Source organism: Fortiea sp. LEGE XX443 (genome assembly GCF_015206815.1).
Classification (GTDB): domain Bacteria; phylum Cyanobacteriota; class Cyanobacteriia; order Cyanobacteriales; family Nostocaceae; genus Nostoc_B.
The window spans coordinates 54131-76190 of sequence record NZ_JADEXZ010000012.1; the positions used below are offsets into that span (position 1 = coordinate 54131).

A 22060-nucleotide genomic window follows, 5' to 3' on the forward strand; every position below is an offset into this window, starting at 1 on the left:
CAAAAATTCCTTAAATGAGGTGTATATTTTTTGCATATATATCTCAATAAATCTGGACGACTGATGGCACTTATATAAACCTCTGTTAAGCAGTATAATAAAATACATAATCTTGACCAAGTGCTAAAAAAGTTTCTTGGCTGAATTATTTTAGGGCAAACTCAGGGTTTTGATGGATTTTATCGTGTCTTGACTGTAGTTGGGAGAGCAATTCATTGATCAATAACAACCACATAACACTTGTCCAAATAAGGATATTGCTCTAAAAAGCTGGGGTAATTAAGATAAAAATTTAATAGCAATCTGTAAAAACAAAAATTAAAAGAGAATTATTAGCGTTAATGTGGTATAGATAGTATTGAGAATAAATTGCAAGACTGTGAGATGAAATTCTTAATTTATGACCTCTAACGATCGCTAAACGCATCCTCAGCCAAGACTGTGTGCGAATTTGATTTAGTCAAGAAATCTACAAATCGCTAGTACAGTTTCGGCTACACCGCTGATGAAAGTTAAACTCCAGAATTTAGGTGTGCATCTCAATGCCTGAACATCAGAATACTCAAAGCAGTAATGCCTTTGAAGGAATTTGCGAATTTTCTACTGTTGTTGAACTTTTACGTTACAGAAGTAGCCGACAGGCTAAACAACTAAGTTATACATTCTTAGGCGATGGGGAGACGGAAAGCGATCGCCTCACTTATGAACAGCTGGATCAAAACAGTCGGGTGATCGCCTCACAACTGCAAAGTTTAGGTTTAAGTGGCGATCGCGCTTTACTACTTTATCCGCCAGGTTTAGAATATCTTGCTGCCTTTTTTGGTTGTCTCTATGCTGGGGTTGTAGCAGTTCCAGCTTATCCACCACGCAATCAACGTAACACCCCCAGAATTTTAGCAATTTTAGAAGATGCACAAGCAGCGGCAATTCTAACTACCACCGCCATTTTGCCTCAATTGCAATCTTTGTTTGCCAATCAAATCAATCATATTCACTGGCTAACCACTGACAACCTCTTTCCTGGTATAGAAGAGGCTTGGCAAGAGCCTCTGATCAATACAGACACACTGGCATTTCTGCAATACACCTCTGGTTCTACCGGCACACCAAAAGGTGTAATGCTCAGTCATGGCAACCTGCTCCACAATGCTGTTGTGACTCGCCAGTATATGGAACATTCATCCAGTAGTAAATTTGTCACTTGGCTGCCTATTTATCATGACATGGGTTTAATTGGTGGAGTACTGCAACCTCTATATGGCGGTTTCCCTTGTATCATGATGCCGCCAGCAGCTTTCCTCCAGCGTCCCTATCGTTGGTTAGAAGCAATTTCTCGTTATGGAGGAACCACCAGTGGCGCTCCCAACTTTGCTTATGAGCTTTGTATTGAAAAAATCACCCCCGAACAACGTTCAACCCTAGATTTAAGCACTTGGAATGTGGCTTTTAATGGTGCTGAACCAATTCGTCAGGAGACTCTAGAGAAGTTTGCAGCCACCTTCGCTGAATGCGGTTTTCGTCCAGAAGCCTTTTACCCATGCTACGGCATGGCAGAAGCCACATTAATGGTATCTGGTAGCGTCAAATCTGCGTTAATAAATAGTCTATCTCTGCGAAAAAGCGCTTTAGAACGCAACCAAGTAGAAATAATTGATCCCGTTGCTGATGATGAAAATTCCACAGTATTAGTCAGTTGTGGTCGAGTTGTACCACAACAGCAGATTGTAATTGCCAACCCAGAAACCTTAACTCGTTGTCAACCCAATCAAATTGGGGAAATTTGGGTATCAGGCCCTAGTATTGGTCATGGTTATTGGAACCGTTCAGAAGAAACAGAACAAACCTTCCACGCCTACTTGCAAGATACGGAAAAAGGCGCATTTTTACGAACCGGTGACTTAGGCTTTCTGCACAATGGCGAACTCTTTATTACGGGTAGAGCCAAAGATTTAATCATCATCAGAGGACGCAATCTTTATCCTCAAGATATTGAACTCACCGCCGAATGCAGCCACAAAACATTACGTTCAGGGAGTGTGGTAGCCTTTGCAGTAGAAGTAGAAAAAGAAGAACGCCTGGTAGTTGTACAAGAATTAGAATTTCGTGCCAAACCCAATATAGATGAAGTGACGGCTGCTATTCGCCAAGCTATTACAGAAGAACATGAAGTACAAGTTTATGCAGTTGTTTTAATCAAAGCTGGCACCATTCCCAAAACTTCTAGTGGTAAAATTCAACGTCGGGCTACCAAAGCAGGATTTTTAGCAGGTACATTAGAGGTTGTTGGTAGTAGTAGTTTAGAAATTATCCAAACAATAGAGCCAGCAGAAGTTCTGACACGCACAGAATTACTAGTAGTAGAACCGAAACAACAGCAGCAGTTATTAAACTCTTATTTACATAAATTAGTAGCAAGGGTATTGAGGGTAACGCCTTTTCAGATAGACTTACAACAACCTTTGAGTAGCTTAGGTTTAGACTCCCTTAAAGTCTTTGAGTTAAAAAACAGAATAGAGGTTGATTTTGAGGTAACTATATCCGTAGCTGATTTTTTTGATGGTGCTGGTATTGCTGAGTTAACCACCCAAATACTAAACCAAGTTAATAGTAATTTGACTAGTGCGTATTTGCCCATCTCTAAATTTGAAATAGCCACAAACCAGCATCCACTGACCTTTACTCAACAGCAGTTGTGGTTTATCAACCAACTCCAACCAGGGACAGCTACATATAACATTTCTGTGGCTATTCATTTAACAGGAAAGTTAAATGTATCCGTATTAGTTCGCAGCTTCACCGAAATTATTCAAAGACACGACATCTTACGAACCAGCTTTGAGATAGTCAATGGTGAACCCATCCAAAAAGTTGCAGATTTTGTCGCATTCACTTTACCAGAAGTTGATTTGTGCCATTTAGTTGATGAACAACAACAGACTGAAGTGCAAAAATTATCTTTGCAAGAGGCTCAGTCATCTTTTGATTTAGGACAAGCACCTTTATTGCAGGCAAAACTACTGCACTTGCGAGCAGAACAATCAATATTAATTTTGACACTGCATCATTTAGTTGGTGATGGTTGGTCAATCAAGATACTAGTTCAAGAATTAGCTACAATTTATCAAGCTTTTGCTGATGGAAAGCCTGCTCAATTACCTCAAATTACTGTGCAGTACACAGATTTTGTGTATTGGCAACGAAATTGGTTACAAGGCGAAGTTATACAAAAGCATTTAGCTTATTGGAAACAGCAATTAGGCGAAAATCTGCCTGTACTGCAACTACCTACTGACCATCCTAGACCGCCAATTCAAACTTTTCGAGGAGCGCAGCAAAAATTTGTATTGTCTACAAAGTTAACTGAAGCAATCAAACAGTTAAGTCAGCAGGAAAACGTCACCTTATTTATGACCTTGTTAGCAGCTTTTCAAACATTGCTATACCGCTACACAGGTCAGGAAGATATTCTTGTTGGTTCACCGATTGCTAATCGTAACCGTGCTGAACTAGAAAACTTAATTGGTTGTTTTGTCAATACTTTAGTATTGCGTACCAATGTAGAAGAAAATCCCACATTTAGAGAATTGTTGGGACGAGTGCGAAAGGTGGCAATTGATGCCTATACTCATCAAGATTTACCTTTTGAGAAGTTAGTAGAAGCATTAGAACCAAATCGGGATTTAAGCTATAACCCACTATTCCAGGTGATGTTTGTGCTTCAAAATCCTCTTGCATCAGATAGCATCTGGAAAACTGAGGAACTTGAGACAGGGACAGCCAAGTTTGATATCCTGCTATCAATGATTGATGGTGAAGAAGGATTGACAGGGACACTAGAATACAACACTGATTTATTTAACCCAGATACGATAATCAGAATGGTTGGGCATTTCCAAACCATGCTAGAGGCTGTAGTTAATGATCCCAATCAGCCTATTTGTGAGTTACCAATATTGACTCCTGCTGAACGTCAGACACTACTAGTAGACTGGAACAGTACTCAGGTTGATTATCCTCAAGCAGCTTGTATCCATCACTTGTTTGAGGCACAAGTAGAAAAAACACCAGATGCTGTAGCAGTAGTATTTGAGAATCAGAAACTTACCTATCAGGAATTAAATAATAAAGCAAATCAACTAGCACATTATCTACAAAATCTAGGCGTGAAACCAGATACTTTAGTTGGTATTTGTATGGAACGCTCTTTAGAAATGTTAGTGGGACTATTGAGCATTTTGAAAGCTGGAGGTGCTTATGTGCCACTAGATCCTACCTATCCATGCGATCGATTAGCATTTATGTTAGATAATTCTCAAGCTAATATATTGTTAACACAACGGCATTTGCTTGAGAAAGTAGGCAGTAACACAGATAAAGTTATTTGTCTGGACATAGATTGGCCTCTAATTGCCCAAGAACCAACGCAAAACCCTTGCAGTCAAATAACTGTAAACAACTTAGCTTATGTGATTTATACTTCTGGTTCTACAGGTAGACCCAAAGGTGTTGCGATCGAACATCACAGTACAGTCGCTCTTATAGATTGGTCAAGAACAGTATTTTTGAGTGCAGATTTAGCGAGTGTTTTAGCTTCTACCTCCATTTGTTTTGATTTGTCAGTTTTTGAAATATTCGTACCCCTAAGTTATGGTGGCACAGTCCTCTTAGTTGAAAACATTTTATCTTTACTGACTTTGGCAGCACGACAAAAGGTAACGTTAATTAATACTGTACCGTCTGCGATCGCAGCTTTATTGAAAGAGCAAGCTATACCTACTTCGGTTAGGACAATTAATCTTGCAGGTGAACCTTTATTAAATAAGTTAGTACAACAACTATATGAACTAGAGAATATTCACAATGTCTTGAATCTCTATGGGCCTTCGGAAGATACAACCTACTCTACATACACTTTAATTCCACGTACCAACCAAGAAACAATATCTATTGGTCGTCCTATTGCTAACACACAAATATACATATTAGATCAACAATTGCAACTGGTTCCCATAGGTATTGTTGGTGAGTTATATATCGGTGGTTTGGGTTTGGCACGAGGCTATTGGAATATACCTGAATTAACCAAAGAAAAGTTTATTATTAACCCGTTTTTACCAGAAAACCGCCTTTACAAAACAGGAGATTTAGCCCGTTATCGTGCGGATGGAACAATTGAATTTTTGGGAAGAATTGACCATCAAGTTAAATTGCGCGGTTTTCGTATTGAATTAGGAGAAATTGAGACTGTCGTAGCACAACATCCCAATGTGCGAGAGACAGTAGTCATTGCTAATGAAAATCGCCTGATTGCTTATGTAGTTACTACAGCAATATTTTCTGTAAATGAATTACGCAATTTTTTAAAAGAAAAACTGCCTGAATATATGTTTCCTTCAGCCTTTATAGTGTTAGAAGCATTACCTCTGACTCCCAATGGAAAAGTAGACCGTCGTGCTTTACCTGCACCAGATAAATTACGTCCAGAATTAGCTAATAATTATCAAGCTCCTCAATCTGAGGTGGAAAAAACAATAGCTAAGGTTTGGAAACAGGTATTACAGCTAGAAAAAGTAGGTATTCATGATAATTTCTTTGACCTTGGCGGACATTCTTTATTGGTTGTGCAAGTAAACAATAAACTTAGGGAAATTTTGCAATGGGATTTATCAGTTGTCGAAATTTTTCAAAATCCAACTATTAAGTTGTTGGCAGAACATTTCAATAAAAATTCAGACACAGCAACCGCTTTAGGAAAAATGCGCGAAAGAGTTGATAAACAAAGAGAAGCTCTCAACCAACGCAATCAATTATTAATGAAGCAACGAAAGAATTTTAAGTAATCGAAAAAGAGTAATTTATGGAAAATATTGCCATTATTGGCGTAGCTGGGCGTTTCCCTGGAGCCAAAAATATTACCGAGTTTTGGCTGAATTTATGTGATGGAGTTGAAGCAATTTCTCAATTCAGTGATGAAGAATTAATTGCGGAGGGAATAGATATATCATTACTCAAGAATCATAACTATATAAAAGCTGGTGCTGTATTAGAAGATTCAGATTTATTTGACGCTGGTTTCTTTGGCTTTAATCCTAAAGAAGCAGAGATGACTGATCCACAACATCGGTTATTTTTAGAATGTGCTTGGGAAGTATTAGAAAACGCTGGTTATGATGTTCAAAGATGTAACAGTCGGATTGGGGTTTATGCAGGTGCTAGTTTAAATAACTATTTGCCATTGAAGTTAAATATTGACCAAATTGGTTCAGCAAATAGTTTCCAGAAATTAATTGGAAACGATAAAGATTTTCTGTCTACTCGTGTTTCCTATAAGTTAAATCTGACTGGGCCGAGTCTCACCATCCAAACAGCTTGTTCTACTTCTTTAGTCGCTACAGCTTTAGCTTGTCAAAGCTTGCTCAATTATCAATGTGATATGGCTTTGGCTGGTGGTGCTTCAATTCGTGTACCCCAAAAAACAGGGTATTTACATCAAGAAGGAGGAATTTTATCACCTGATGGTCATTGTCGCGCCTTTGATGCCAAAGCTAGAGGGACAATTATTGGTAATGGTGTAGGGGTGGTGCTATTAAAGCGGTTATCGGATGCGATCGCAGATGGCGATCATATCTATGCTGTAATTAAAGGTAGTGCCATCAATAACGATGGTTCTGGTAAAGTGGGCTATACAGCACCCAGCGTCAACGGACAAGCAGAAGCGATCGCAGAAGCAATAGCCTTAGCAGACATTGAAGCTGAGACAATCAGCTATATCGAAACTCATGGTACAGGAACAGCTTTAGGCGATCCGATTGAAATCTCTGCATTGACAAATGTATTTCGGGCTGAAACTGAGAAAAAAGGTTTCTGTGCGATCGGTTCTGTCAAAACCAATATTGGACATCTAGATGCTGCTGCTGGAGTGACAGGTTTAATTAAAACCGCGTTGGCTTTACATCATAAATTAATTCCTCCCAGCTTAAATTTTGAACGGCCTAATCCAGAAATTGACTTTGCTAATAGCCCTTTCTACGTCAATACAAAATTAACTGAATGGAATGCAACTTCCACACCGCGTCGGGCGGGAGTTAGTTCTTTAGGTATTGGTGGGACGAATGCTCATGTCGTTTTAGAAGAAGCTGCTTCTGTGATGAAAGTGCAGAAGCAGAACAGAGATTATCAGTTATTAGTACTTTCAGCTAAAACTGATTCAGCCTTAGAAACTGCTACTAACAATCTGGCTCAACATCTTAGACAGCATCCTGATTTAAATTTGGCAGATGTAGCTTACACACTGCAAGTAGGGCGTGGGGTATTTAATTATCGCCGTGCGGTGGTTTGTCAAAGTACCCAAGAAGCTATAAACGCATTAGAAAATATAGATCCTCAACAAGTATTAACTCACTTTGAAGAACCAATTCAACGCTCTATTACCTTCATGTTTCCTGGACAGGGCGCTCAGTATGTAGATATGGGGCGAGAACTCTATCAGACTGAGCTTACTTTCCGCGAAGAGGTAGATCGTTGTTGTGTGCTACTCGAACCGCATTTAGGATTAGATTTGCGATCGCTTATTTATCCACAAGAATCTGAAAAAGCAGCAACAGAACAACTCAAGCAAACTCAATTTGCACAACCAGCATTATTTGTCATTGAGTATGCGTTGGCTCAACTGTGGATGTCTTGGGATATCTCTCCACAAGCGATGATTGGCCACAGTATTGGGGAGTATGTAGCCGCTTGTCTTGCTGGTGTGATGTCGTTGGAAAACGCGTTAACTTTGGTTGCTGTGCGTGGGCGACTAATGCAGCAAATGTCAACAGGTGCAATGCTTTCTGTTTCTGCATCAGCAGCAGAAATTCAAACTTTTCTCAACGAAGATTTAGCTTTAGCTGCGAGTAATGCACCTTCTTTATGTGTGGTTTCAGGAAGTCATGATGCAGTAGATAAAATTGCTGAAAAACTTACAGAAAAAGGCGTAGAGTGTCGTCGTTTGCATACTTCTCATGCTTTTCATTCCTACATGATGGAACCGATGTTAGAACCATTCATGGCGGAACTGAAAAAAGTCAAACTTAATCCTCCCGAAATTTCTTTTATTTCTAACCTCACGGGTACTTGGATTACTGCACAACAAGCTACATCTCCAGATTATTGGGCGCAGCATTTACGTCAAACAGTACAGTTTTCCGATGGTTTGTCAGTTTTATTGCAAGAAACTGAACGCATTTTGTTAGAAGTAGGGCCAGGGCGTACTTTGTGTACTCTCGTCAAACAACACGCCCAACAAGCAGCAGGACAGGTTGTATTACCTTCTTTACGTCACCCTCAGGAAGAAAAATCAGATGTTAATTTCTTACTCAACATTTTAAGTCGGTTGTGGTTAACGGGAGTTGAAATAAATTGGTCTGGTTTTTATACCTACGAACAGCGTAATCGTGTACCTTTACCAACTTATCCTTTTGAACGTCAGCGTTACTGGATTGAGCCAGAAATACAAACTCAAATATTAGGTAAAGTTGAAAGTAAGCAAGGGAAAAATTCTAACATTACCGATTGGTTTTATATTCCTTCTTGGAAACGAGTTCCCCTTGTTAAAACCAAAGATATTACTTCTAATCGTTCTCTAATTTTTGTTGATGAATATGGTGCAGGTTCACAACTTGTTCAAGAATTACAACAACTGGGGCAGGATGTTATCACTGTCAAAATAGGAAAAAAATTTAATCAACTTGATAGCATTACATATACTATCAATCCGGCTGAAGTGGATGATTACCATAACTTGCTGCAACAGTTGCAAAAACAAGGAAAAATCCCCAATACAATTACCCATTTATGGAGTCTTAACCAATCACAAAATTTATCTTGGGAAACTACTCAAAATCTAGGTTTCTATAGTCTTGTTTACCTGGCACAAGCTATTGGGCAACAACAGATAAGCGATACCATACAACTTTTTGTTATCACTAATCATCTGCACGACATAACAGGGTGTGAAGAATTATTTCCTGAAAAAACAACCATATTGGGTGCTTGTAAAGTAATTCCCCAAGAATATCCAAATATCAGTTGTCGTCTGGTTGATATTTTACTACCAATATCAGTCAGTCAATTGATAGATGAATTAACAGCAGAATCAAAAGATTCAATAATTGCCTACCGGAATAACTACCGTTGGATACAAACATTTGAAACCATTGCATTAGAACTAGCTACCAAAGATAAAATCCGGTTGAAAGAAGGAGGAGTATATCTAATTACAGGTGGAATGGGTGGCATCGGTTTAGTTTTAGCTGAATATCTAGCTAAAAATGTACAAGCCAAACTGATTTTATTAGGACGTTCTTTAGCAACTAAAACTGAAAAAATCAAAGAATTAGAAGCATTAGGTGCAGAAGTATTAGTACTGACTGCTGATGTTACTAATTATGAACAGATGCAAAGTGCGATCGCGCAATCTCTAGAACGCTTTGGTACAATTCATGGTGTCATCCATACTGCTGGTATTGCTGGTGCAGGGATAATTCAACTCAAAACACCAGAAATATCTGAAAAAGTTTTTGCACCCAAAATTCAAGGCACACTAACATTAAATAATGTTCTCAAAAACATCGATTTAGACTTCTTAGTTCTATGTTCATCCTTAAGTTCAATTCAAGGAGGATTTGGACAAGTAGATTATTGTGCCGCCAATACCTTTTTAGATGCCTTTGCTTATTGGAATACTGTAAAAAATAAGCGATTTACACTTGCTATTAATTGGGACGCTTGGCAAGAAGTTGGTATGGCAGCTAATACTATTATTCCTGATGAAATGAAAAACTGGCGCGAAGAAAGTTTAAAAAATGCTATTCTGCCACTAGAAGGAGTAGAAGCTTTTAGCCGGATTTTAGCTAACTCTCTACCTCAAGTTATAGTTTCCACCCAAGATTTACAAGCAGGAATTGAGCAACTTAATCAATTAATTTTATCTTTATCATTTGCTCAAAAGCCAGTTAATTCTTGTCAAGTATCTGCCAGCAGACATTCACGCACTCTGCAAGAAAATACTTATGTAGCACCTCGTAACGAAATTGAAACAACTATTGCCCATATCTGGGAAGAACTCATCGGAATTGAAAAAGTAGGAATTCACGATAACTTCTTTGAATTAGGTGGACATTCTTTATTAGCAGTCCAAACTATTTCTCGTCTCAGAGAAGCTTTTCAAGTGGAATTACCACTGCGTACCCTACTTTTTGATGCACCAACAGTTAGCGAATTAGCTAATCTCATTATTGAAAAACAACCACAATCAGCAGAACTTGATGAAATGGCCAAATTATTAGCAGAAGTAGAAAACTTATCCCTTGAAGAACTCCAAAAACAACTATCCCAAGAATCACTAGTTAGTTAAATCACCTGTTTTACAAGATTTCAGTAAGTAGAAAGGTGCAAATAAACCGAACTATGTAACGGAAAGTAAAGTAGCTTGAAAACCTCTTCCCTTCTGCCTTCTGCCCTCTGCCTCCTGCCTTGTCATAACGACAATTTTTAACACCGACCTACTTAGCGTAATTAGTTCGTTTCTATTAATTACGAATTACGAATTACGAATTATTTATGGAATTCAGCATTTTATACTTTTCCGGCGATGGCTCAACAATTGAATCAGATAAATATCAACTGTTACTAGAAACGACTAAATTTGCTGATAAAAATGAGTTTTCAGCAGTATGGACTCCCGAACGCCATTTTCATCCTTTTGGGGGTTTATATCCAAACCCATCGGTAATTAGTGCAGCCTTAGCAATGATAACTGAGAAAATTCAACTCAGGTCTGGTAGTATTGTAATGCCATTACAACATCCAGTTAGAGTAGCCGAAGAATGGGCTGTAGTTGATAACTTATCTGGTGGTAGAGTTGGACTTTCTTTTGCACCCGGTTGGCACGCTGATGATTTTTTATTACGTCCAGAAAATTACGCTGAACGTAAAGAAGTTATGTGGCGCGACATCGATATTTTACTAAAACTTTGGTGTGGGGAAGAAGTTGAATTTGTTAATGGTTCAAGCAATAAAGTTAAAGTAAAAACATTTCCCCGCCCAATACAATCTCAAGTACCAATTTGGATTACTTGCCAAGCCGATGCTACATTTATTGGCGCAGGTAAAATAGGAGCTAATGTTTTAACTTCTCTGTTGTATGCCACTATTGATGATTTAGCGCAACAAATATCTCTTTATCGTCGTACTTTAGCTCAACATGGTCACGATCCAAAAAGTTGTAAAGTCTCTCTAATGATGCACACCTACATAGGAGATAATGAAAAATTAGTTAAACAACAAGTAAAACAGCCTTTTTGTAATTACCTCAAAACACATTTTGGCTTAGTTGAAAATTTAGCTAAACGCATCAATTTTCAATTCAATTCCGCAAGTTTTACCGAAGAAGACAGACAACAGCTTTTAGAGTTTGCCTTTGAACGCTATTTCCAACAAGGTAGAGTTTTAATTGGTACGCCAGAAAGTTGTCGTCAAACAATGGCACGTCTTAAAGAAATAGGGGTAGATGAAGTAGCTTGTTTAGTTGATTTTGGTTTAGATTTCAACACAGTGATGACAAGCTTGAATAAATTAACAGATTTTAAGCAAAACTATCAGCCAAGAAAAGACACAAGTAAATATTCAAGTCTCAGCTTATTTGGGTGATTAACTGTGAAAGATATAAATGCAAGAATTGCCGCTTTATCTCCAGAACAACGAGCATTGTTTGAACTGCGGCTAAAGCAGAAAAACTTACAAGTTCAAAAATCAACATCAATTTCTAAAAGAATAGCATCAGATATTTTATCTTTATCATTAAATCAAGAGAGGTTGTGGCTACTTCATCAGCTACAGCCAGATACACCTTTATATAATGAATCTAGTTTATTGCGTCTTACAGGTGTTCTCAACACTAAAGCTTTAGAAAAAAGTATTAATGAAATTATTAAAAGACACGAAATTCTCCGCACAAGCTTTCAGGTTATAGACGAGCAAACTGTACAAATAATTGCTCCGGCGATCGCATTTACGCTGACGACTATAGAATTACCAACATACTCAGAAGCCAAAGTCAACCAGATTGTTACAGAACTTGCTCGTCAACCTTTTGATTTGAGCCAAGCGCCACTGTTTCGGGGTACTCTAATTCATCTGAGTGAGCAAGAACATATTCTGCTACTCACTAAGCATCACATTATTTCTGATGGTTGGTCATGGCAAATCTTTTATCGAGAGTTAACAGCCCTATATCAAGGCTTCTGTCAGGATAGTCCAGCAACCTTGCCAGAATTACCAATTCAGTATGCAGACTTTGCACTGTGGCAAAGACAATATTTAAATGAGAAATCGTACCAGCTGACATACTGGAAACAACAACTCAAAGATGCGCCGCCAATTCTCAACCTACCGACAGATTACCCTCGCCCTGCACAACAAAGTTTCCAAGGTGCGCGTACAACTATTGTAATTGGGCAAGCGATCGCAGATGCACTTAAGTCTTTCAGCCAACAAGAAGGCGTTACCCTGTTCATGGTATTGCTTGCAGCGTTTAAAACCTTGCTTTACCGTCACACAGGACAGGCAGATTTATTAGTTGGTACTCCCGTTGCAAACCGCACCCACAGCGAAATTGAAAATTTACTCGGATGCTTTGTTAACACTTTAGTTCTCCGCACTGATGTATCTGGAGAACTGAGTTTTAGAGAGTTGGTAAAACGAGTCTGTGAAACAGCTTTAGCTGCTTACACTCATCAAGAATTACCCTTTGAACAGCTAGTCAAAGAACTACAACCGGAACGAACATTAAGCCATACTCCCCTGTTTCAAGTAATGTTCGTCTTCCAAGATGCGCCAATGTTAGCCCTACAACTGCCAAATTTAACCTTGGCTCCTTTGATGGTAGATAATGGAACGGCTAAGTTTGATTTGACCTTGTATGTGGAAGATACCAAGCAAGGGCTAATCGGCTTTTTGGAATACAACAGCGAGTTATTTCATGCTGACACCATTAACAGGATGGTGGGGCATTTTAAGACTTTATTAGAGGGGATAATTGCAGATTGTGATCGCTCTATTTCTAGATTGCCATTATTAACACCCACTGAGCAACATCAGTTATTAATAGAATTTAATCAAAATACTATAGAAATTCCTCATAGCCAGCTTGAACAATGCCTGCATCATTTGATTGAGGAACAGGTAGAAAAGACACCTGATGCTATTGCAGTCATTTTTGCAGATAAAAAACTTACTTATCGAGAATTAAATAATCGTGCCAATCAATTAGCACATTACTTACAATTTTTAGGCATTAAGGTAGAGGAGCGTGTTTGCATTTGTTTAGAACGCTCCTTAGAAATGGTAATAGGATTATTGGCAATATTAAAAGCTGGTGGATGTTATATTCCGGTAGATCCTAATTATCCTCTAGAGCGTTTAGCTTTCCTTTTAGAAGATTCTCAAGCACCACTATTATTAACACAGCAAAACATATTAACCAAACTGCCAACATATCAAGGTCAAGTTATCTGTTTAGATAGTGATTGGGAAAACATAGCAAAATATAATAAAGATAACCCAAATACCAAAATCACACCTGATAATCTGGCTTATATTATTTACACTTCTGGTTCTACAGGAAAACCAAAAGGAGCAATGAACACGCACCGAGGGATTTGTAATCGTCTCCTCTGGATGCAACAAGCCTATCAACTAACAGCAAGCGATGCCGTACTCCAGAAAACTCCTTTTAGTTTTGATGTCTCAGTCTGGGAACTTTTCTGGACTTTAATAACAGGCGCTCGTTTGGTACTTGCAAAACCAGAAGGACATAAAGATAGTGCTTATTTAGTCAACGTAATTTCTGAAGAAAGTATTACGACTCTGCATTTTGTACCTGCAATGCTTCAGGTATTCTTAGAAGCACCAGGAGTAGAAAAACTGAAATCTATCAAGCGGGTTATTTGTAGTGGTGAAGCTTTATCTTTCGCGCTTCAGCAACGCTTTTTTGATATTTTAGATGCCGAACTACATAATCTTTATGGCCCTACAGAAGCCGCAATTGATGTCACATTTTGGAAATGCCAAAAAGAAAGTGATAAATCTATAGTTCCGATTGGTCGCCCTATTGCCAACACTCAAATTTATTTATTAGATTCCCAGTTGCAACCAGTACCTATTGGCGTTGCTGGAGAATTACATATTGGTGGAGTTGGCGTTGCTAGAGGTTATTTAAATCGTCCAGATTTAACAAATGAAAAATTTATTTCTAATCCTTTTAGTGAAGAACCACAAAGTCGGCTTTACAAAACCGGAGACTTAGCTCGATATTTACTCGATGGCAACATTGAGTATCTGGGAAGAATAGATCATCAAGTCAAAATTCGAGGTTTTCGGATTGAATTAGGAGAGATTGAAACAGTATTATCTCAACATCCATCTGTGAGAGAATCTGTTGTGGTTGTACAGCAAAATCAATCTCTTGTAGCCTATATAGTCTTTCATCAAAACGCTACAAATCTTATTAACGAGCTACGAAACTATCTACAGCAATGCTTGCCAGAATACATGATTCCTTCTGTTTTTATGCTGCTAGATAGTTTACCGTTAACACCTAATGGCAAAGTAGACCGTAGGGCATTACCAGAACCAGAACAAAGCCGCCCTGACTTAGAACAAACCTTTGTTACTCCACGCAACCCAACTGAGGAAATGCTGACAGGAATTTGGGTAAAAATTCTGGGAATAGAGCAAGTAGGTATTCACGACAACTTCTTTGCATTAGGCGGGCATTCTTTATTAGCTACTCAGGTAATTTCCCAAGTACGAAAAGCCTTTGGGTTAGAAATCCCGCTACGTTACTTATTTGCATCACCAACAGTAGCTGAACTTGCCAAACATATAGAGATAGAAATGAAGGCTAAACCTGAATTTAATTCAGTCCCTTCTCTAGAACCTGCTGACCGAAATCAAGAATTGCCACTGTCTTTTTCTCAACAAAGATTGTGGTTCCTCCATCAATTAGACCCAGATTCAACCGCCTACAATGGCTCTGACTTAGTGCAACTGCAAGGGACACTAAATGTAACAGCACTAGAAGAAAGCATTAACGAAATTGTCAGACGACATGAAGTTTTACGGACGTGCTTTGCAACTGTTGAGGGGCGACCAATTCAGAAGATTATTTCCGAATTAAGAATACCTCTATCAATCGTCGATTTACAGCATTTACAAACAATTGAAAAAGCACAAGAAGTGCAAAGGTTAGAGGCAGAAAATGCCCAACAACCATTTGATTTGACACAAGCACCGTTATTACGGTTAGTGCTTTTGCGTCTCACTCAAGAAGAACATATTTTATTAGTGACAATGCACCATATTATCTCTGATGCTTGGTCAGCAGGAGTATTTATCCGTGAAGTTTCAGCACTTTATGAAGCCTTTTCAAATAAAAAAGCTTCTCTCCTACCAGAGTTATCAATTCAATATGCTGACTATGCAGTATGGCAACAAAAATATTTACAAGGAGAAAGACTTAATACCCAATTAACTTACTGGAAACAACAGTTAGAAAATGCGAAGACAATCTTAGAATTACCCACAGATAAGCCCCGCACTCAACTGCAAACTTCTGTAGGAAAAAAACATTCTCTCACCCTTTCTCCTACGTTATCTAATAATCTTAAATCTCTCAGCCAGCAAGAACGTGTCACTCTATTTATGACACTTCTAGCAGCTTTTAATACCTTGCTTTATTATTATACAAAGCAAGAAGATATTCTTGTAGGTTCACCCATCGCTAACCGTAACCGCAGTGAATTAGAAGGCTTAATAGGCTTTTTTGTTAACACTTTAGTATTACGTACTAACCTCTCTCATAACCCCAGCTTTAAAGAGTTATTGCAACAGGTACGAGAAAGAGCTTTGGGAGCTTATGCACACCAAGATTTACCTTTTGAGAAATTAGTAGCAGAACTACAACTAGAACGTACTTTAAACCATTCACCGCTATTTCAAGTATGGTTTGTCCTCCAAAATGCTCCAAAATCAAATCTGGAACTGGAAGGATTGAACCTGAGTATTTTAGAAAGTGAAACTGGCATAGTTCGTCATGATTTAAAGCTACAATTAACAGAAATGCCAGAGGGATTACAAGGCTTTTTTGAGTATAAAACCGATTTATTTCATGCTACCACTATTATTCGCATGGCAGTTGTTTTAGAAACACTCTTAACAACCGTTGTAGAACAACCTGATATTCAACTTGATCAGCTAGTGAAACTGTTGCATGAAACAGAAAAGCAACAGCAAATCCTCGAAAATCAAGAATTACAACAAGCCCGGATTCAAAAGTTAGGCAAAGTTGGACGCAAGGCGATGACTGGCAAAATTGAACCATAATTTAGATAAAGAAAAATGAATCTAAAAACATTTACTAGAAAATCAATCAAAGTTTCTTCCAAAAACTTGGTTGTCACCAAGTTTTTGGAATCTGAGCAACAGCTACCTTTTGTCATTCAACCTGCTGTAGATGGCGTTAATTTAGTCAGTTGGGCAAGTACTAATCGTGACTGGATAGAACAACAATTAATTCAATATGGCGCTTTACTTTTTCGTAACTTTCAGGTAAATAGCCATAGTGAATTTGCCAACTTTATGCAAGGTATAGCTGGGGAATTAATTGAATATTCTTATCGTTCAACTCCCCGTACTCAAGTTGATGGTAAAATATACACATCAACAGAATATCCTCCTGATCAATCAATACCTTTACATAACGAAATGGCCTATTCTCTTAATTGGCCAATGAAAATTGCATTCTTTTGTGTAAAGGCAGCAGAACAAGGTGGAGAAACACCAATTGCTGATAGTCGTAAAGTATTTCAACGAATAAATCCAAAAATCAAAGAGCGATTTATTCAGAAAAAGATTATGTATATCCGTAATTATGGACAAGGCATTGATTTACCTTGGGAAACTGTGTTTCAAACTAACGATAAAGCCGAAGTAGAAGCTTATTGTCAATCTACCGATATTGATTTTGCATGGTTAGATGGCAATAAACTGAGAACTAGCCAAGTTTGTCAAGCTGTTGCTACCCATCCTCAAACTGGTGATTTAGTTTGGTTTAATCAAGCTCACTTATTTCATGTCTCAAGTTTAAAAGATGAAGTCCGTCAATCTTTACTTGCTGTTCTCAATCCTGAGGAATTACCACGTAATTCTTATTATGGAGATGGTTCGGAAATTGAAGCGTTTGTGTTAGCAGAAATTCAAAAAATCTATGAGCAAGAAACAGTAATATTTTCTTGGCAAGCAGGTGATATTTTACTGCTAGATAATATGTTAGTTGCTCATGGGCGTAAGCCATTTACTGGAGCGAGAAAAGTTTTGGTAGGTATGGCACAACCTTATACAAATCAATAATAGAAAAATTATGCAAGGTCTATCAATAGAAGGCTTTCAAATTTCATCTCAGCAAAAACGCTTATGGTTATTGCAACAAGAAAACAACCATCAGCCATATCGAGTGCAGTGTGCAGTTTTAATAGAGGGAATTATTGAATATACAATTTTAGAAAAAGCTATACATAATGTTTGGGCTAAATATGAAATTTTACGTACTAGCTTTCCGACAGTGGAGGGAATGACAGTTCCTCTACAAGCTATTGAAGAGAAAGTCTCTATTAAGTTTAACTATTATTCAGATACAGAAATCCAAGAAATAAATATTGAGACTTTATGTGAAATAAATGATAAATTTTATTTTGACTTAGAGAAAGGTTTTACTAGCCAGATTAATGTAATTAAAAAATCTGACCATCAATACCTTTTACAAATAGCAATATCTGCTATTTGTGCAGATAGAATTTCCCTACATCATCTTTTGGGCGATATTAGTGCCAGCTATGATGCTTATTTACAGGAACATGAGCGAGAAGATACACCATTACAATATGTCGATATTGCTGCTTGGCAAAATGAGTTATTACTTGAAAAAGAAGCAGGAATAGCAAGAGAGTATTGGCGCAAGCAAAAAGTGTCTGATTCTCTTATAGGTAAGTTACCAAACGAAAAAAAAGTTAATCAAAAAGCAATATTTGAACCTAAGGTTATCAGTATCAAATTTGATTCTACCACCACAAATAACATTGCAGCGATCGCACAAAAATACAATGTAGATATTGCAACAGTTTTAATAGCGTGCTGGCAAATTCTATTATGGCGTTTGACTAACAAATCTGAACCTGTTTTAGCTTGGTGTGGTGACGGGAGAAATTACGAAGAATTACACTCAGCAGTCGGATTATTAGCTAAATCTTTACCTATTCGGATTCAACCACGAGAAGAACATATACTTGCTGATATATTAAAGCAGTTAGATGAAGCAATAAATCAAGTTTCTCAATGGCAAGACTTTTTTAATCCAGAAGAATTTTTTGCTGAGAATGAAGATAGTCAACAATCATTATTTCTCCCCTTCGCCTTTGAATTTGTATCCCAACCCAGTAAATATTTTGCTGGTAAAGTATCTTTCTCGATTCAAAAAATATATAGTTGTATTGAACGCTTCAAGGTAAAACTATTATGCTGGCAACAAAGCGATTCACTTACAGCAGAATTATATTATGATGCTAATTTATTTGAGCAAAAGGACATTGAACGTTTAGCGACACAGTTTCAGACATTATTAATCAGTGTAATTAACAATTCAAAGACTTCAATCGCCCAACTTGAAATCCTCTCACCACAAGAACGCCAGCAACTATTAGGCGAATTTAATAATACAAAAACTGCTCCTTCTCCATACTCTTGTATTCATCACTGGATTGAAGCACAAGCAAATAAAACACCAAATAATATTGCTGTTGTATTTGGTCACCAACATTTAACTTATCAAGAACTAAATGCCAAAGCTAACAACTTAGCTCATCATTTGATATCATTAGGAGTTAAACCGGAAACTATCGTTGCACTTTGCGTTGAACGTTCCTTGGATATGATAGTTGGTATCCTTGGGATTCTTAAAGCAGATGCAGCCTATTTACCTCTCGAACCTTCTTTACCCGAAGCAGCATTAGCCTTTAGATTGCAAGATGCTCAAGTATCGGTGTTGTTAACTCAAAAGCACCTTGTAGAACAAATGAATTTCCAGGCGCGGGTAGTTTTGATTGACGCAGACATAAATGATTCGCTTCAAAACAACATTCTCAAACCTGCGACTTCAGAAAACTTGGCTTATGTTATCTACACCTCTGGTTCAACAGGTAAACCCAAAGGTGTTGCAGTTGAACATCGCCAAATAGTTAATTATGTTAACAGTATTTTAGAAAAACTGAATTTAACCGGTGTTGCCAATTTTGCCACTGTTTCCACCTTCGCCGCCGATTTAGGTAACACAGCAATTTTTTCAGCGTTGTGTACAGGTGGATGCTTGCATATAGTTGCAGAGGAATGTGCTACAGATCCTGTTGCATTTGCCGAATATTGCGATGAGCTACGCTCCGCCGCAGGCGATCGCAATGCTATAGATTGTCTTAAAATAGTTCCTTCACACCTATCAGCTTTATTATCAGGTTCTCACCCCGAAAAGCTTCTACCACGTCAGCGCCTCATTCTTGGTGGTGAAGCCGCAAACTGGGATTTGATTAAACGGGTACATGAACTAGCACCAGAATGTAAAATTTTTAATCACTACGGGCCGACAGAAACTACTGTTGGTGTACTCACCTATCCGGTGGAAGAAATCTCTAGTGATACGCCATCAAATACTGTACCTTTGGGTCGTCCTTTAGCTAATACCCAAATATATTTACTCGATAACTATTACCAACTTGTACCCTTCGGTGCGACAGGAGAAATATATATAGGTGGTGATAATGTAGCTAGAGGTTATATAAATCAACAAGAATTAACTAACGAGCGATTTATTCCTAATCCATTCAGTAGTGAACCCGACGCAAGACTTTATAAAACTGGGGATTTAGGACGCTATCAAGCTGATGGTAACTTAGAATTTTTAGGTAGAATTGATGACCAAATAAAATTGCATGGTTATCGCATCGAACTAGGAGAAATTGAAGCAGTACTTCGTCAACATCCGCAAGTGCGAGAGGGAGTTGTAGTTGCAAAAGAAGCTCATCCAGGGAAAAAGCAACTTGTAGCTTATATAGTTGGTCAAAAAGAATTGAAATCGGTTGAATTGCGCGATTTTGTGAAGCAAAAATTGCCTGATTATATGCTGCCTTCACAATTTGTATTTTTGAAGGCTTTACCGCTAACAGCTAATGGGAAAATTGACAAAAAAGCTTTACCAGCAATCGATACAGTTAACCCGGAATTACAAGCTGATTTTGTTGCACCGCGTACCCCGATAGAAATTGCCTTAGCTAAAATTTGGTCAGAACTTCTCAATTTAGAGCAAGTTAGTATTTACGATAACTTCTTTGAATTGGGTGGCGATTCGATTATTAGTATTCAGGCGATCGCTAAAGCTAATCAAGTTGGTTTACGCCTCACTCCAAAGCAAATTTTTGAATATCAAACCATTGCTAAATTAGCGTTAGTAGCAGATACTAAATACAAGACAGAATCAGAACAAGGATTAGTAATTGGTAGTGTACCTCTCACCCCAATTCAAAATAGCTTTTTTGCCCAAAATTTACTTGAACCCCACTATTATAATCAATCATTTTTGCTGGAATTACTGGAAGATATTGAGCCTCGTATTTTACAGCGAGCAATACAGCATTTACTAGTACACCATGACGCACTACGCCTACGTTTTCGACCAACAGCTAATGGTTGGGAATCGTTTAATACTAGTGTTGAGCCAGAAATTCCATTTACTAAATTCGATTTTTCTCATCTACCCCAAGAGCAACAAAAAGCAGCTATTGAAGCCAAAGCAACAGAATTACAGGCAAGTTTGGATTTATCAAATGATTCCATAGTGAGGGTGGCACTATTTGAGTTAGGTTCTCAGCAAAATGACCGCTTACTAATCATCATTCATCATTTGGCTGTTGATGGTGTTTCCTGGCGAATTTTATTGTCGGATTTGCAAACAGCTATAGAACAACTTCAGCAAAATCAAGCAATTCAATTAGCAGCAAAAACCACTGCTTTTAAACAATGGAGTGAACATTTGCAAAAATATGCAAACACAAAAACATTGCAATCACAGTTAGATTTCTGGTGTTCTGATTCAAGACAGCGAGTTTCTCCTTTGCCAGTGGATTATCTGGGAAATTTAAATACTATATCCACAAGTAAAACTCTGTCAGTATTTCTCAATGAAACTGAAACACAAGCACTGCTGCAACAAGTACCAGCCAAGTACCATACACAAATAAATGATGTTTTATTAACAGCACTAGCAAAAACATTTACAGAATGGACAGGAAAAAAAACACTCTTAGTTAACTTAGAGGGACATGGACGAGAAGACATTTTTAATGATGTTGATTTATCTCGTACAGTCGGTTGGTTTACTACTGTGTTTCCAGCCCTGTTATATCTAGAAAATAGTGCAACAGTTGGGGATGCTTTAAAAGCAATTAAAGAACAAATACGCACTATTCCCAATCGAGGTTTTGATTATGGTGTATTGCGTTATCTGTGCAGCGATACTGCTGAAACTTTAGCTGCTATGCCAGAAGCTGAAGTTTGTTTCAACTATTTAGGACAATTTGACCAAGTTTTACAAGAGTCTTCTTTATTCAAATTAGCTTCAGAATCGAGTGGTGCAGCACGCAGCCCTTTAGGAAGCCGCCGTTATTTATTTGATATTAATGGGTTTGTAAGTGGAGGCCGCTTGCAATTGGATTGGACTTATAGCACTGCAATTCATAAAGATACTACTGTGTCAAGCCTAGCCGATAAATTTGTCCAAGCACTGCGAGAAATTATTAGTTATTGTCAATCGGCTGATGCAGGAGGTTATACCCCTTCTGATTTCTCCAAAGCAAAGGTAAGCCAAAAAGACCTTGACTTTTTACTGGCAAAAATCAACCGTGGGAGTGGGAAGTAAAAC

At 38.0% G+C, this 22060-nt stretch carries 6 protein-coding genes; all 6 read left to right on the plus strand.

All coding sequences use genetic code 11. From position 1 onward, the window contains the following. The first annotated feature begins 542 nt into the window (after window positions 1–542). The 6 genes from IQ259_RS07435 (at window position 543) to IQ259_RS07460 (ending at window position 22057) form a co-directional block, all read left to right on the plus strand. Entirely contained in the window at window positions 543–5840 is a 5298-nt protein-coding gene (locus IQ259_RS07435; protein ID WP_193883168.1) for a non-ribosomal peptide synthetase, read from the plus strand. A gap of 17 nt (window positions 5841–5857) precedes the next feature. Then, window positions 5858–10396: a type I polyketide synthase gene (locus IQ259_RS07440; RefSeq protein ID WP_193883170.1), complete on the plus strand. Its 4539-nt coding sequence runs from the start codon at window positions 5858–5860 to the stop codon at window positions 10394–10396. A gap of 206 nt (window positions 10397–10602) precedes the next feature. Further along, window positions 10603–11691 (plus strand): LLM class flavin-dependent oxidoreductase, encoded by a 1089-nt coding sequence (locus tag IQ259_RS07445; RefSeq protein WP_193883172.1) that lies wholly within the window; start codon window positions 10603–10605, stop codon window positions 11689–11691. A gap of 6 nt (window positions 11692–11697) precedes the next feature. Further along, on the plus strand, window positions 11698–16425 hold the full coding sequence (locus tag IQ259_RS07450; protein WP_193883174.1) for a non-ribosomal peptide synthetase: 4728 nt from the start codon (window positions 11698–11700) through the stop codon (window positions 16423–16425). A 15-nt stretch (window positions 16426–16440) separates the two neighbouring features. Next, window positions 16441–17451 (plus strand): TauD/TfdA family dioxygenase, encoded by a 1011-nt coding sequence (locus tag IQ259_RS07455; protein ID WP_193883177.1) that lies wholly within the window; start codon window positions 16441–16443, stop codon window positions 17449–17451. Between the two features lie 10 nt (window positions 17452–17461). Continuing rightward, on the plus strand, window positions 17462–22057 hold the full coding sequence (locus IQ259_RS07460) for a non-ribosomal peptide synthetase (protein ID WP_193883180.1): 4596 nt from the start codon (window positions 17462–17464) through the stop codon (window positions 22055–22057). The last annotated feature ends 3 nt before the right edge of the window (window positions 22058–22060 follow it).